Genomic DNA, 14,894 nt, shown 5'->3' with positions numbered 1-14,894 from the left:
AGTAAAGGCATCTTCAAGTACTTTAATAAAAAGTGGGTCCTGTAAAAGGGTCCGCTTTCTCTTAAAAAAATTTAGTAAAATAGCAGATTTCACAAAAATAAAATGTCTAATATTAAATTAATTTGTATTTTCTGATTATTCAGTTTATAATAATTGTAATTACACTTAAGATAAAGGAGGATTTTTTATGGTATTAAATAAGAGTATATATTTGGAAGAAAGAGAGCATGAATCACATATTCAAAAAGAAGCAAGCTCCTATTTTCCAAAAGATACTTATAGAGTTATTAAAGTGAATGCTCAAGGAGAAAAAGTAGCAGAAATTTTAAGTGCTCAAGGAAAATTACCATTATTAGAAGGTTCTTTAATTGGTGTAAATGATTTAATTCTTACGCATAACAGTTTAGTGGAAATCCGAGATAATAATGGATTAATTTTCAGGCTAGGAGAGCATTCTGAATTTTCTTTAGAGTTAACGGTTATTGGAATTGCCCCTGTTTTCTTCGGATCAGTATTTAAAACAAGGTTCAGTGGCTTTCCACCTATGATGTGCGGTGGAAAATATAGAACAAGTTGTTATCTTAGATGTTCAACTACCCTACATACAGAAAATGTCGAAAAGGGTTTAGATGTATTTTATTCTCTTTCTGAAGAAACAGAGATTTGGGAGTATGATGAAAAAGGGAAGAAGTTCCCTATTATTAACGTAGAAGAAGGATATAAAGTTTATTTAAGATTTATTGAAAACAAACCTATGCGAGAACGTTATTGCATTGAGAAAATAGAACCGATTTCTCATAAAGAATATGATTATATAGCAATGAATTATATGAATCCTAAACACTGGATTTAAAATCACGTAATTTAATATCCTCTTTTAGAATTTATAAAAGTAAATACTACATTATTTTTATAATTTCTTAAAGGGGATTTTTTTTTTTTTACACTCTTCCTTAAATTGATGCCCTTTTATATTTGTATCCTTGTGCTTTTTCCCTAAAGTCAATTGCCAATTGATTAATTAATTCGCGTTTAAATTAAAGTTGGAATATAAGTAAAATATATACTGTATAATTAGGTGAAGAATCATGAATACAATCTACTCTTATGTCAAACTTACCTTAAAAACCTTCCCTCTTTTTTGGAGGGCTTCCAAGTTTTATTCTATTATTTTGTTCGTTATTATTCCCTTTCAAGCTATATTACCATCTCTAACTCTATGGTTTTCGAAAGGATTAATCGATGCTATTTCTACTACCGACACCATCGTTTATTCTATCATTATTTTCTTTGTACTAGCCTGGATAGTTGTATCATTTTTGAATGCCATATTAGGACCATTAGAAATGACTTTTCAAGGTTTAATAACGGATAAATTAATTGCCAAGTTAAATAAAAGCTTGATGGATAAATCCTCAGAAATTAAAGGATTATACTACTTCGAAAATCCGGAATTTTATGACGATATCCAAGTGCTTGAGCAAGAGGCTGCATGGCGACCAGTAAACCTAATTGTTTTTACTTCGGGCATGATTAGTAGTGTACTAACAGGCATTTCGATGCTGGTGTTATTGACGAACTTTAATATATGGATTGCATGCATTATTTTTGTTGCGATTATTCCGCAGGCTATCGTTACCTATAAATTACAAAAAGAGGCATTTGAAACACTTGTCACGAATAGTCCGGAAGCAAGGAAGATGCAATATTATAGCTCTGTCATGCTGTCAAAAGAACATATTAAAGAAGTGAAATTGTATAACACAGCTGCCTTCTTCATTAATAAATACATGATGACATTTAATAGAATCCATACAAATATTAAAAAAATTAGATATAAACAAGCTTGCTACTCCATAGTATTTGTTGGAATTGGCATGGTCGGCATTGGCTTTAGTTTTTGGTGGGTAGTTACTGGTGTACTGAATAACACATTTACTGCAGGAGATATATTAATTTTTGCTTCGTCTATTTTACTTGCCCGTCAAAGTTTGGCGAGTTTTATCGAAAATTCAAGCTTGCTCTATGACACGCTACTTTATATGGAAAAATACTTTAAGTTTATCTCTTTAAAATCAGATATTACATCAGGTGAGAAAATATTGTCGCTAGAAAAAAATGAATTTACGATTCGATTTAACAATGTATCCTTTCAATACCCTAATTCCTCCAAACCTATACTGCATAATGTAAGTTTTACAATCAACATGGGACAAAAGATTGCATTAGTCGGCGAAAATGGTGCTGGGAAATCGACAATCGTTAAGCTGATTACAAGATTATATGAGCCAACCGAAGGAATCATTGAATTAAACGGCATTGATATTACCGAATATGAAATCGACACATACCGCAAAATTATCGGTATAGTGTTCCAAGACTTTTCGCGTTACCAGTTAACTTATAAAGAAAATATTTTAATTAGTGACACAGGGAATACTAATGATGATGGAATGTTAGCAATTGTTACCGAAAAAAGCGATCTTGTGGATTTGGTTGCAAGTTTTGATCATGGCTACGAGCAAGTTTTAAGTAAAAACTTTGATAATGGAACCGAACTTTCAGGTGGTGAATGGCAAAAGGTAGCAATTGCTAGAGCATACTTCCGCAATGCAGCATTTCTTATTTTAGATGAACCTTCAGCATCTCTTGACGCAAGAAGTGAGCATCAAATGATTGAATCATTAGCAGACCTCTCATCAACGAAAACATTACTATTAATAACACATAAATTATCTGCTTTAAATATGGTGGATCGTATCATTGTATTGCAAGACGGACATATAGCAGAGGAAGGTTCGATGCAAGAACTGTTGACCAGCAAAGGCTATTTTGCGGAATTGTATCAACTACAGGCTAATAAGTATGTCAATTGGTGAAATCAATGCATAACTGTCTTTTCAAAATAGAAAGGAGCATTGCATTTGAAAAATGTCAAAATCGAAAATGTCTCTAAGCAATTTGGGAAAGTGCAAGGTGTAAAAGATTTAAATCTCGAAATTAAAACGGGTGAATTCTTTACCTTCCTTGGGCCTAGTGGCTGTGGGAAAACGACGACATTGCGAATGATTGCAGGGTTTTATTATCCTACTGAAGGAAAAATTTTTTTCGATGATCGCGATGTGACATTACTTCAGCCAAACAAACGCAATATTGGTATGGTGTTTCAAAATTATGCCCTGTTTCCACACATGACAGTAGACGAAAATATTGCTTTTGGCTTACAAGTACGAAAACTCTCTAAACAGGAAATAACACAAAAAGTTGACCGCATTCGAGGACTTGTACATTTAGCGCAATACGGCAGCAGGAAAATTAATGAATTATCTGGTGGTCAGCAGCAGCGTGTTGCCCTAGCTAGAGCACTTGTAATTGAGCCTGATATTTTATTACTCGATGAACCATTGTCGAATTTAGATGCAAAGTTACGTGAGGAAACACGAATTGAAATTAAAAGAATTCAATCCGAATTAGGTGTTACAACCATTTATGTAACACACGATCAAATGGAAGCGATGTCCATGTCGGACCGCATTATGGTGATGGACAATGGTTACGTAAAACAAATCGGCACACCACAAGAAATTTATAATCGGCCAGTAAATCGCTTTGTTGCCGATTTCATCGGGGAAACCAATTTAATCGAAGCGACAATCTTTGCCATTAACGCAGATGAAGTGCAAGTAAAAACAAAGAATGGACTTGTTCTAACTGGGCGAAAGCAACACAGCTCCCCTACTTTAACGCATATGATTGGAGACAACGTGTTTATTTCGATTCGTCCAGAGTCTGTCAATCTAGGCCCTGGAGAAAATACATTAACTGGAACAATCACATTTGTCGAATTTACAGGAATAAGTGTAAATTACATTGTCGATTTTATTGAATTCTCCTTGAAAGTGATGATTATCAATAAAAATGCACAATTAAAAAACATTGGCGAAAGTATTACTTTAAATATAGCGCAGGAATCACTATATTTTTTAGGAGAATAGGAGGCAGACCACATGGAAAAACCACCTGTACATTCTTATCAAAGTAATGCTTGGACACGGCTAACGCAATCTAAATGGTTTGTCTATATTTTAATTTCACCTTTGTTTTTAGTATTGTTTGCTTATGTCATTTATCCTTTCTATCAAACTTTTCTTCAAAGTTTTTCAGGAGAGCGCGCACTTAGTCATTATCAAAAGTTTTTTAACCTTGCTAGTCCTGCTAATCTTGAGGCGCTATGGACTAGTTTATATATATCCATTATTAGCGTGATTTGCTGTGCACTTGTTGGTGTAACAATGGCATTTTTATTAGAACGCTATGAATTTCCAGGTAGACGTATATTATCTATATTAGTATTAGTGCCAATGGCTCTTCCACCACTTGTTGGCGTACTCTCTTTTACATTCTTATACGGAGAAAGTGGCATTTTCCCACGCGCAATTCAGCATTTATTCGACTTAAAGCAAGTACCCTTTTCTTTAAAAGGTATATGGGGTGTTATCGTTGTCCATACATTTACCATGTACACATATTTCTATTTAACCGCTTCCGCTGCTATTAAAGGGCTCGATCCATCATTAGAGGAAGCAGCAACTAGTTTAGGTGCAGGGCGTATTCGAGTATGGACAAAGGTTATTTTACCGATGTTGACACCTTCTATTATTGCATCTGCCCTGCTCGTCTTTATGATATCCATGGCATCCTACACAGCACCATTAATGTTTGGTGTCGAACGAACGATGACCATGCAAATTTACTTATCACGGACAAATGGTAATTTAGAAATGGCTGCTACACAGTCAATGATCTTATCGTTTGTGTCCATTTCATTTTTAGTTATTATGCGCTGGTACCAAAACCGTAGAAATTATCAAAATTTGAGTAAAGGCATTAGTGTTCATCGCTCAGAAGTATCTTCAAAATTCATGAAAATAATTGCTACAATAGCTTCTTTTGGCGGAACACTGATTTTAATTTTACCAATTTTAGTGCTGATTTTAATTTCCTTTTCAGTCGATGGTGCATGGAAAACCCAAATACTGCCCACCGACTACACCGTCGATCATTATGTGGCACTATTTACTGATGAACGAACGTGGAGACCTATTTGGAACTCCATCCAAATGGGCATTGTCGCAACGTTTGGTAATGTACTTTTTGGTGTCGCTGCAGCCTACGCAATGGTACGTCTCAACTTTAAAGGGAAAACATTGCTCGATATTTTAATTATGGTTCCTTGGGCACTGCCTGGAACTGTTGTTGCCGTCAATTTAATTGCCGCCTTTAGTACTGAAAATATTTTTGCTTTTAACCAAGTACTCATCGGTACATTTTGGATTTTACCGCTTGCTTATTTTATTAGACATTTGCCACTTGTTTTCCGTTCAACATCAGCCTCCCTTGTGCAATTAGATCAGTCGATCGAGGAGGCATCGCGAAGCTTAGGTGCGAATTGGTGGTATACGTTTCGACGTATCGTCCTGCCGCTAACTTTTTCGGGCATATTAGCAGGTACATTACTAGCGCTTGTCCAAAGTTTAGGTGAATTCGTAGCTTCTATTCTGATTTATAGTACTTCTACGATTCCGCTATCTGTCGCTATATTTCAAAAGTTATATGCCTTTAAATTTGGAACTGCTTGTGCCTATGGTGTTTTACAAATTTGCTTAATTTTATTAGTACTTATTATTTCGGAAAAGCTATCAAAGGGCAGTGCTGGCTCAGCCATATAACTGTTATTCTATTAGGAGGCCATTAATATGTTTGAAGATTTCCGCAACAAAATTCAGCAAGAGGATGGAATAATTTTTCCTTCGAATATTTATCGTAAAATTGTATTGCAACCGGCTTATGACGAAGCAAAGAAAAATTTTTTAACGATTATGCTTCAAATTAATATTGCCCATTTAAAAATGCTAGAAGAACAAGGACTTGTAAAAAAAGAAGATGCGAAGCAAATTGCTTTGGCACTGAAAAAACTAGACTTGAACTATTATCGAATAGAAGATTATAGCCCGCAATACGAGGATTTATTTTTCCGCATTGAAAATAAATTAATTGAACTTGCTGGTGATGTTGCTGGAAATCTTCATATTGGTAGAAGTCGAAATGATATGGGGATTGCCATTTATCGAATGACACTGCGCAAAAAATTATTAATGCTTATGGGAGAATTGCTTAAATTACGCGGTGATTTAATTGCAGCTGCCGAGGAGCATATTGATACGATAATGATTGGCTATACACATACGCAACAAGCTCAACCAACCACTTTTGCCCATTATTTAAAAGCTGTGATTGATCAGCTAGATCGTGATTTTGAGCGCATGCAACATTGCTATAAAACGATTAATCGGAGCAGTATGGGGGCAGCCGCCTTAACGACAACTGGCTTTAACATTAGCCGCGAGCGTATGCGAGACTTATTAGCTTTTGACGATATTATTGAAAATGCGTGGGATGCGGTTGCTGGAGCTGATTATATTGCTGAAACAGCTAGTATTGTGCAGCTTGCGGCACTGAACCTCGGCCGTACTTCACAAGACTTTTTACTATGGGCTACGCAGGAATTCAACGCCTTTACACTTGCAAGTCCATACGTTCAAATTAGCTCTATTATGCCTCAAAAGCGAAACCCTGTGTCCATTGAGCATACGCGCTCATTATTATCTGCGGTTGTTGGAGATGCAAGTACAGTGCTACAAATGGTACATAATACACCGTTTGGTGATATTGTTGATACAGAGGACGATATGCAACCGTATTTATGGCGAGCGATGGATCGATTAATAGGTATATATAAATTATTTGGCTCGCTTGTTGTCACAATGGATGTCAACAAGAAAAAGCTTCGAAACCGTGCAGAAAATAGCTTTGCCAATGTAACAGAACTTGCTGATACGTTAGTACGTTCGGAAGGTATTTCATTTCGCCAAGCCCATAGTATCGTAAGTAAATGTATTAAAGTATTGCTTGCGCACGGTGAAGAATCATTGGCAAGTCTTACGTGGGGATTAGCCAATACACAAGCCAAATTGGTTACTGGCAAACCGTTAGTTATTTCTGAAGAAGATTTCTATCATACTTTAAAACCCGAGTTCTTCGTAAATGTCCGAACATTACTAGGTGGCCCCTCCCCTGAAACGATGCGGGCTTCAATCGAACGTTCGAAGGCACAAGCCAATACCTTACTTGAGTGGATTCAACAGAAAGAATTAGCTATTACAGAGGCGGAGAAGCAATTAATTTTGTTTATAGAGGAATGGGATCAATGAATAAATGGCTACTAATAATAGACGGTGGTGCAACTAAAACGGCATGTGCCATCGTACATGCCGAGTCAGGTGAAATTCAATATACAACAACAATGGGCGGATCCAATTATCAGGCGATCGGCATAGCGTCTGCAACAGAAATACTACGAGCGTTATTAAGCAAAGCTCGTGTATTTTTGCAGGAACAAGCTATCTCTAAAATCGCCGTCGCCACGTTTGCTATGGCTGGAATTGATTCTCCAAAGGATCATCAAAATGTGACCGCAATGGTTCATGAGGCAATTACAGCGGAACAGCTAGACATTCAGACGTTAATCGTCGAAAATGATGCACAAGCTACTTTATTAGGTGTTACTGCTGGACAAGCAGGTGCGCTACTAATCGCAGGAACTGGGGCTATTGCCTATGCATTCGATGGGCAACAAATAGCCCGCACTGGTGGTTGGGGCCATCGTGCGGGCGATGAAGGAAGTGGCTATTGGCTTGGGCAGGAAGTTATACGTGCCATTTTCCGGATGGAAGATGGCCGAGGGGAAGCGACGCTATTAAAAAATTCTGTTTATAACTATTTACGTATTCAGGATGTCACTGAGCTCGCAGCATGGTTGTTCCGCCCTTCTTATACAAATGCACAATTAGCCAAAATGGGGGCATTTTTGGCCGATGCCGTTGCCAAAAAAGATACATGTGCTATTCAAATATCCACTCAGGCAGCCCATGAATTAGTGCTCCTTGCTTGTGCGGTACTTAAAAAAATCAGTTATCAAGGCGAACCATTGAACTTTTATTGTAATGGGGGCGCTATCAAACATAACCCTCTGATTTTAAAAATATTTTCACAAGAAATGACTTCAATGTATCCAAAAATCAACATTTCTTTATGTCAACATCAGCCAATATCTTATATTATCAATCGTTCAAAAAGGGCGTATGACAATTTGTAATGTCCTACGCCCCCCAAGTATCACAAAGAGGCTGGGACATAACTAAAAAAATTTAAAGAACAGAGGATAGGTGTTCATAAATTTTTGCTATATGGAGAACTTATCTTTTCTTGCTTTTGCAATAAATAAAAAATTAGAAGTGTTCACTAGTTGTTGGTAGCGGAAGCGGTGACTCCTGCTCAGAACAGCGCACAATGTAAGACGTAACAGACCGCGCGTTAGCGAGGGTTGCGGCTTACTGTGCTGAGCGGAAAGCACCGCCGTAGCGGACAACAACGGCGTAGCAAAAAAGTGTTAGATTGACTGCCATCAATCTAACACCTTTTCTCTTTTGTCCCAACCTCTTTGTGATTTTTTATCCTTTTAATCGCTTTATAAATATATGATTGCAGTACAGAGAAACATCCTGCTGTAAACTGCGCAACCAGCAACGCAACAGCAACCACTGCATTCAATTATAGTTGCATTTTCTTTAGTTCATTCGTCATGAAATATAAATAACCGTCCTTAATAAATAAATCTTTCGTGTCTTCCTTATTTAGCAGTTGTTCGCCGCTTCCATCGGGACGAATTTTCGTTAAATAAGCACCATGTGAATAATTACTAAAGTATAGCCATCCATCTGCATAAACGATATATTGGGCACGCGTTTTCGTAACACGCTGTGCTTTGCCGGTAGTCATATCAAGCACATATAATCTATTGTCATCAGAAATACTGCTATAGAATAGTTGATTTCCTACCTGTGCAGGAAAATCAATATCTTGATAATAGCTATAAGCGGTACTTGTTGCTTTCGGATAATCGTCCGCTATCCATGTGTGATCGCGTGCCATCGTGCGATCATCCACTAAAAAATATTGATACCTTATAGCCCCTTTACGATCAGGCACCGGATCATTCCACGTTGTATCAAGATGATACCATTGACCGTCGAGTTTTACTAAATTCCAAGCATGGCCTTCTTGGCCGACATAGCCCACAATATATTTTGTCTCGAAACCAAGTTTTTGCAGCATTGAGTGTGCTAATAACGCATAGCCCTGACAAACACCACCATGCTCGGCCAGTACCGTATAGGCACTATGTGGGCTTGACTTTGTTTGCTCAGTATAAGCTGTATTGGCTACTATATAATCATTTACTGCTTTAATCTTTTCTACATCCGTTTTCGCGGTTTTTGCAATCGTAGCAACGATCTCTTGCGCATTCATCTCCACATAAGCCGCTTGCTCCGGTGTCATTAAATAGCTCTGTTCTCCAAAAATCTTAGCTGTTTTTTTACCATATTCAAAACGTATGGAATGCTTACTAATATGACCATAGACATAATCGTCTCGTTTAATGGCACTATCATAAGCCTCCTCCACAATTTTCTCGATTCGTTGCGTACTTCCTTTATATTGAATTTCAAAGCTAGGCGAAAAACTACTATAGTAGGCGTACATTGCATCCGCCATTTCCTTCGCATTAGTAACAACAAGCTTTGTTTCAGGCTGCTGTACAACTGGAGCAGTGACCGATAGCTCTTGGTTCTTTACATCTTCAGGGTTGGCTGTTTGAATTGAGGCATCTTCTGAAAATTTGGTGGTAACATCAACAATTTTTTCTTTTGTTGCTAGTAGCATCGTTTCGATGTCATCATTATTTGCCCAAGTTACGACTTGCTTAACTGTCGCTTTACCCGCTGTATAGATTGGTTCCATAAAAACGATAAATATTACTATAATCGCTAGCTTCTTCCACAAAAATCTTCACCTCACACAGTTTCACTACTTTCATTATATACAAAAAAAGCACAAAGAACTCATTTAAGAGTCCTTTTGTGCTTATAAATAATATATGCATTCAACAGGTAATCTAGAAACTTCCTGCTGGTTCGTCCACTGCATACTAGTTAATTTTTTGCTTTTGTTCTTTACCGTTAACTTTATACACTAAATAACCGCTACTAATCATTAAATCCGTTACAGATTGTTTCACTACTACATTTGTTTTTAATGTTTTAAGATTTAGTTTGGTTAAGTAACCGCTATTACTATAATCGCTATAATAAAGATAATCGCCAGCGCCTGTAATGTACAGTGCACGAGTATCAATCACCTTCGTCTTCTTACCACTTACCAAGTCAAGTTTATACAACTTATCATTATCCGCTGTATTGCTGAAAAATAAAGTATTTTGGATTTGGTGTGCAAAATGTACATTTTGCATGAAATTATAAGAAGTACTTGTGGCCGCAGGATAATCTGTAGTAATCCAAGTATGATCTTTGTTTAGTTGTGCATCGGTTACAAGGAAGTAATCATAGGAAGATGCCCCTATTCGATTTGGTAACGGATCATTCCAAGTTGTATCCAGATGATACCACTTGCCATCAAGCTTCACCATATTCCAGGCATGTGCTTCATTGCCATTCACAAAACCTACTACATATTTTGTTTCAATCCCTGCTTGCTCTAGCATTTTATAAGCTGATAACGCATAGCCTTGACATACAGCTTGTCCTTCGAATAGTAATGCGTAAGCGCTATGAGGACTTGCTTTCGTTTTTGTACCATAAGTAGTATTTGACACGATATAATCATTGATTGCCTTTACTTTTTGAAATGGTGTCATAGAAGGCTTAATAATCGTCTTTAAAATGCTATCAATCTTCTTTTGTACAGCCGCTTCTTGTGTTGCATTTGTAAAGTATTTTACTTTATAGGTTACATTCCCGACAGAGTCAGCAGACATTGAAATGCTTTGAAGATGACCGCTAGCATACGTAGCTTGTTGCTGCGCCTTTTCAAATGCCTCCATAAACTTATCCATATCCGTCATTGAACCACTATATGTAACTTTAATTTCAGTCGCAAAATTATTAAGTTGCTTTGCTATTTCTTTTGTTAATTGATCGACAGTTGCTATCTTCGTACTAGCCATCGCATTGTATACAATCGGTGCAGGAGTATTGAATGGTTGAGTCTGTGTACTTTGTGCATTGGCTACTGTTGGGCTTAACATCAACAATGTTGCACTGCTTAATAACCATTTTTTCAAGATAGATTCACCTTCTCTTATATAATATCTTTATACTAATTATAAAAGAAAATACAACTTTAAATCTATCATACAAGTTCACTACATACGACTTTTTTCTACAATAATCCATTCCAACACTTAGGTTTTTACACCTACCTTTACTATAAATCTACTAAATTAAAGTAATTTTTTGCAAAATTCATAAATTCATTTCTTCTAGACTACTACATGTAAGACGACACAAGCCCCGCTACATCGACTTTTATTGAAAAACGAATTCGTCGAGCCTTCAGAAGGCTTACCGTTGTCCAATGAAAAGTGAAGAAGCAGGGCTTGTCGCTTTAACAATAATCCATTTTAATTTTATGCTTTTTATATTAGCCTTAACAATCAACGGCTTTTAACAACTAAATTAACTGCCTCTTGAATCAATTCATTCATTTTCTCGCCGTCACCTTCCGCATTTTGGACACATTCCAACAGATTCGTACTCACAATAACACCTACTGTACGATCTACTGCTGAACGCACTGCTGATAATTGCGTAATAACAGCCTTACAATCCTTTTCTTCTTCCATCATTTTTAAAATACCGCGTAGCTGACCTTCCATGCGCTTTACACGATTTTTTACTTGATCTGAATATTCCACATTCATTACCCCTTCTTTTTATACTCGTGACGTCCAGTTGAGTAATTATTATTCTTATCCTAGCACAAAATATAAGAAATACACCTGTCACATCATTCTTGCTAAGGTTTTAAATATTTTATAAGCATTTTAGTCATGACAGTACCTGCATTTGTTAGTTCATCGTATTGAATAATTGAATTCTTTTTTATGCGTAGCTGACCAATTTCTACTTCGAAAATGGGACATTTCCTTCTTAGAGCGACGACAAGCATATTTGTATCGTAGTCAAAACGATCACCTTGCACTTTAATCAACCATGGTAATTCATTAATTGCTATGTAACGCAAACCTGTTTGTGTATCCATCAGTTTTTTATGGAATAGTAATTCAAACAACAAACTAGTCGCTCGATTTCCCCAATAGGAAAAAAATGTACTATCTGAAGAATGAAAATTTCGTATACCTAGCACAATACCTTGTGAAAAAACTTTTGTCATGTTCAATACTAGTTTGATATCTTGTAACGTATGTTGCCCATGTGCACCTACTGTTAATACACCATGAAACTTCTCACGTTTAGACCATACATAGGAGAATGCAGTTTTTAATGCGCCTCCCTTTCCAATATTGTGTTCATGCTGAAGAACCTTGCAGCTATCTATTTTCTTTAACTCTTCAAAAATACTTGTATACTTTTGATCGCTACCGTCATTCACAATAATAACTTGAGTAATGGAGGTAGCTAATAATTGATGTACGAATGTTACAAATGATTGTTGCGGATTATATGTTGGAATAATTGCTGCAATGTTTTTCATCAATTAAACAATCCCCCCAATAACTATAAACAAACTCTTATATCAAATAGTACCATGGAATGTCGACAATTCAACTGATGAATTCATTGTCAAAACATCAATAACTTTAATATTTTCCCGATATATGAAAAAAGGCTGCTACCGTAAATTGGTTAAGAAGAGGTGAGTACAATCGTTATACAATATGAAATCCTACATGAACAATGTAAAAAGTTACACATATTATCGTTTACGCATTTAGCAGAAAGCCTAGAAGAAGCTAGCACTCATGCTATATTCCAGCCTTCCATTTCCTTACATAAGTCACGCCTCGTTGTCGAGGAGATTGTTTATGACTTTTACGAGCTGGAAATGCACGCTAAACCTAAAATAAAAAATATGCGAACACTATTAAATAATCGTACGTTTATAGCAAAAATACATCCTCGTCGCATTTATTTATTAATGGAGCTTGTCCTAAAAATGACAAGTACTAGCAATAATGACATTGTTGAAGCAAAAGCAGCCAAAATTGTCCTAGATTACGTTAGTGATATCGTTGAATGGTTTATTCATCGTTATGATCGGAAACTTAAAATTTCCATGTCCTCGCGAAAAGACGCTAAATTTGAAGATATTTTGCCGCCAATCGATACGAAGACGCTGGATCACTACTCTGCGAAGGACTATGAACATGCGGCTAGTTGGTTTGAATTAGCTGCTAAAAAAGGCAATGCAAGTGCACAATACAATTTAGGCTTCCTTTATAATCATGGTCGTGGTGTCCAAAAAGATTATAATGCTGCAAAAACATGGTATGAGAAAGCAGCCGCACAACATGATGCGAACGCACTTTATAGTTTAGGGGTGCTTTACCATTTAGGACAAGGTGTTGCACAAAATTATGAAGAGGCTGCAAAATATTATAAATCAGCCGCGGATTTAGGAAACGCCGACGCACAGTACAATCTAGGTGTACTTTATAATCAAGGGCTTGGGCTTCCTGTTAATTATACAGAGGCTGCAAAATGGTATATTTCAGCTGCCAATCAAGGGAACACTAGTGCACAAAATAATCTCGGTTTTCTTTATCATAATGGAACTGGTGTGCAACAAAGCTTTGAGGAAGCGATAGCCTATTTTGAAATGGCAGCACTTGCTGGAGATGCAAGCGCGCAATATAACCTTGGGTATATGTATCTTAAAGGTCGTGGTATCTCACAAAATATGGAGGAAGCCGCAAGATGGTTCCATTTAGCCGCTCTTCAAGACCATACCAATGCCGAATTTCAATTAGCGATGCTATACAATTCAGGATTAGGTATACAGCAGGATCACGTTGAAGCAATGAAATGGTTTAAACTTGCTGCCCATAATGGACATACCAATGCGCAATATTGCCTTGGTATCCTCTACCAAAAGGAGAAGGATAACACACGAGCAGAAAGTTGGTTACAACTTGCCGCCGACAGCGGTCATATTAGTGCTGGCTACGAGCTGGGGCTTCTTTATGTTTATCAACTTCAACAGCCCGATAAAGCATTGCCCTATTTTAAAATGGCTGCTGACAAAGGCTATGCTGATGCTCAATTCGAGCTGGGGCTTCTTTATGCAAAAGGCACAGGTGTTACATTGAATTATACTGAAGCAGTGAGATGGTGGAGAGCTGCAACTGACCAATCTCATATTCAGGCGGAGTATCAGCTAGGATTATTATATGAACAAGGTTTAGGGGTTCCCCAAGACTTAGATGAAGCTCGACGTTGCTATAGGCTTGCCGCTCTTCAAGGACATTCAGGTGCGCAATATCAACTTGGTAATTTATTTGATAAGGGGAAAGGTGTAAAGCAAGATTTTACAGAGGCTGCAAAATGGATTGAACAAGCGGCGAGTAAAGGACATGCTAAAGCTCAATTCCAGTTAGCCCAAATGCATAGTCATGGACAAGGTGTGCCTAAAGATTTTGCCAAAGCAGCACAACTTTATCGACTTGCTGCCAATAAGGGACATCAAAAAGCGCAATTTCAGCTTGGTATGCTTTATAAAAAAGGACAAGGCGTTGCTCAAGATTATAATGAGGCAACACGTTGGCTAAAAAAATCACTAGAACATTTAACATAAGTGCGTCCAGGCGAACTAGTGCGAGTCGTACTTGTAAAAAAGGAAGCACCTATAAGCAATCGTCCGTAAAATTAAAAATGTAGGCAAATTCAAATTTTATT

At 37.1% G+C, this 14,894-nt stretch carries 11 protein-coding genes; 7 read left to right on the top strand and 4 right to left on the bottom strand.

The features are described 5' to 3' along the window. Positions 1-187 precede the first annotated feature (187 nt). The 6 genes from MHH88_RS01110 (at position 188) to MHH88_RS01085 (ending at position 8,215) form a co-directional block, all read left to right on the top strand. Positions 188-853, top strand: a complete 666-nt coding sequence (locus MHH88_RS01110) for a hypothetical protein (protein ID WP_339261056.1) — start codon at positions 188-190, stop codon at positions 851-853. Between the two features lie 319 nt (positions 854-1,172). After that, the gene (locus MHH88_RS01105; protein WP_339261054.1) at positions 1,173-2,879 is read left to right on the top strand and encodes an ABC transporter ATP-binding protein; all 1,707 of its coding nucleotides are present in this window, start codon (positions 1,173-1,175) and stop codon (positions 2,877-2,879) included. A 45-nt stretch (positions 2,880-2,924) separates the two neighbouring features. After that, positions 2,925-3,995, top strand: coding sequence for an ABC transporter ATP-binding protein (locus MHH88_RS01100; RefSeq protein ID WP_069508744.1), 1,071 nt, complete (start codon positions 2,925-2,927; stop codon positions 3,993-3,995). 12 nt (positions 3,996-4,007) lie between these two features. Continuing rightward, positions 4,008-5,729, top strand: a complete 1,722-nt coding sequence (locus tag MHH88_RS01095; protein ID WP_339261052.1) for an iron ABC transporter permease — start codon at positions 4,008-4,010, stop codon at positions 5,727-5,729. Positions 5,730-5,756: 27 nt separating this feature from the next. After that, positions 5,757-7,271 (top strand): argininosuccinate lyase, encoded by a 1,515-nt coding sequence (gene argH, locus MHH88_RS01090; protein WP_339261050.1) that lies wholly within the window; start codon positions 5,757-5,759, stop codon positions 7,269-7,271. Continuing rightward, positions 7,268-8,215 (top strand): BadF/BadG/BcrA/BcrD ATPase family protein, encoded by a 948-nt coding sequence (locus tag MHH88_RS01085; protein ID WP_339261048.1) that lies wholly within the window; start codon positions 7,268-7,270, stop codon positions 8,213-8,215. The genes argH and MHH88_RS01085 overlap by 4 nt, the downstream gene beginning before the upstream one ends. A gap of 455 nt (positions 8,216-8,670) precedes the next feature. On the opposite strand, the gene MHH88_RS01080 is transcribed toward MHH88_RS01085, so the two are convergent. The 4 genes from MHH88_RS01080 to MHH88_RS01065 all read right to left on the bottom strand — a co-directional run bounded on the left by MHH88_RS01080 (position 8,671) and on the right by MHH88_RS01065 (position 12,693). Continuing rightward, positions 8,671-9,963, bottom strand: a complete 1,293-nt coding sequence (locus tag MHH88_RS01080) for a transglutaminase domain-containing protein (RefSeq protein ID WP_339261046.1) — start codon at positions 9,961-9,963, stop codon at positions 8,671-8,673. 145 nt (positions 9,964-10,108) lie between these two features. Beyond that, positions 10,109-11,260 carry a transglutaminase domain-containing protein gene (locus tag MHH88_RS01075; protein WP_069508735.1) on the bottom strand — a complete coding sequence of 384 codons (1,152 nt, stop codon included), beginning with the start codon at positions 11,258-11,260 and terminating at the stop codon, positions 10,109-10,111. 372 nt (positions 11,261-11,632) lie between these two features. Continuing rightward, complete coding sequence (locus MHH88_RS01070) at positions 11,633-11,893, bottom strand: metal-sensitive transcriptional regulator (protein ID WP_024360805.1); 261 nt, start codon at positions 11,891-11,893, stop codon at positions 11,633-11,635. 101 nt (positions 11,894-11,994) lie between these two features. Next, complete coding sequence (locus MHH88_RS01065) at positions 11,995-12,693, bottom strand: glycosyltransferase family 2 protein (RefSeq protein WP_069508843.1); 699 nt, start codon at positions 12,691-12,693, stop codon at positions 11,995-11,997. Between the two features lie 162 nt (positions 12,694-12,855). On the opposite strand from MHH88_RS01065, the gene MHH88_RS01060 reads away from it, so the two are divergent. Then, a complete protein-coding gene (locus MHH88_RS01060) occupies positions 12,856-14,793 on the top strand; it encodes a tetratricopeptide repeat protein (protein ID WP_339261041.1) in 1,938 nt (645 codons plus the stop codon). The last annotated feature ends 101 nt before the right edge of the window (positions 14,794-14,894 follow it).

It is taken from the genome of Lysinibacillus sp. FSL K6-3209 (genome assembly GCF_037976175.1).
GTDB classification, from domain to species: domain Bacteria; phylum Bacillota; class Bacilli; order Bacillales_A; family Planococcaceae; genus Lysinibacillus; species Lysinibacillus sphaericus_D.
Note: the sequence above shows the minus strand (reverse complement) of the source record. Positions and strands in the feature narration are given on the sequence as shown.

Excerpts from the sequence above, each read along its gene's own strand:
- MHH88_RS01095 (WP_339261052.1), top strand. The coding sequence starts at position 4,008 with ATGGAAAAACCACCTGTACATTCTTATCAAAGTAATGCTTGGACACGG.
- argH (WP_339261050.1), top strand. The coding sequence starts at position 5,757 with ATGTTTGAAGATTTCCGCAACAAAATTCAGCAAGAGGATGGAATAATT.
- MHH88_RS01110 (WP_339261056.1), top strand. The coding sequence starts at position 188 with ATGGTATTAAATAAGAGTATATATTTGGAAGAAAGAGAGCATGAATCA.
- MHH88_RS01065 (WP_069508843.1), bottom strand. The coding sequence starts at position 12,693 with ATGAAAAACATTGCAGCAATTATTCCAACATATAATCCGCAACAATCA.
- MHH88_RS01085 (WP_339261048.1), top strand. The coding sequence starts at position 7,268 with ATGAATAAATGGCTACTAATAATAGACGGTGGTGCAACTAAAACGGCA.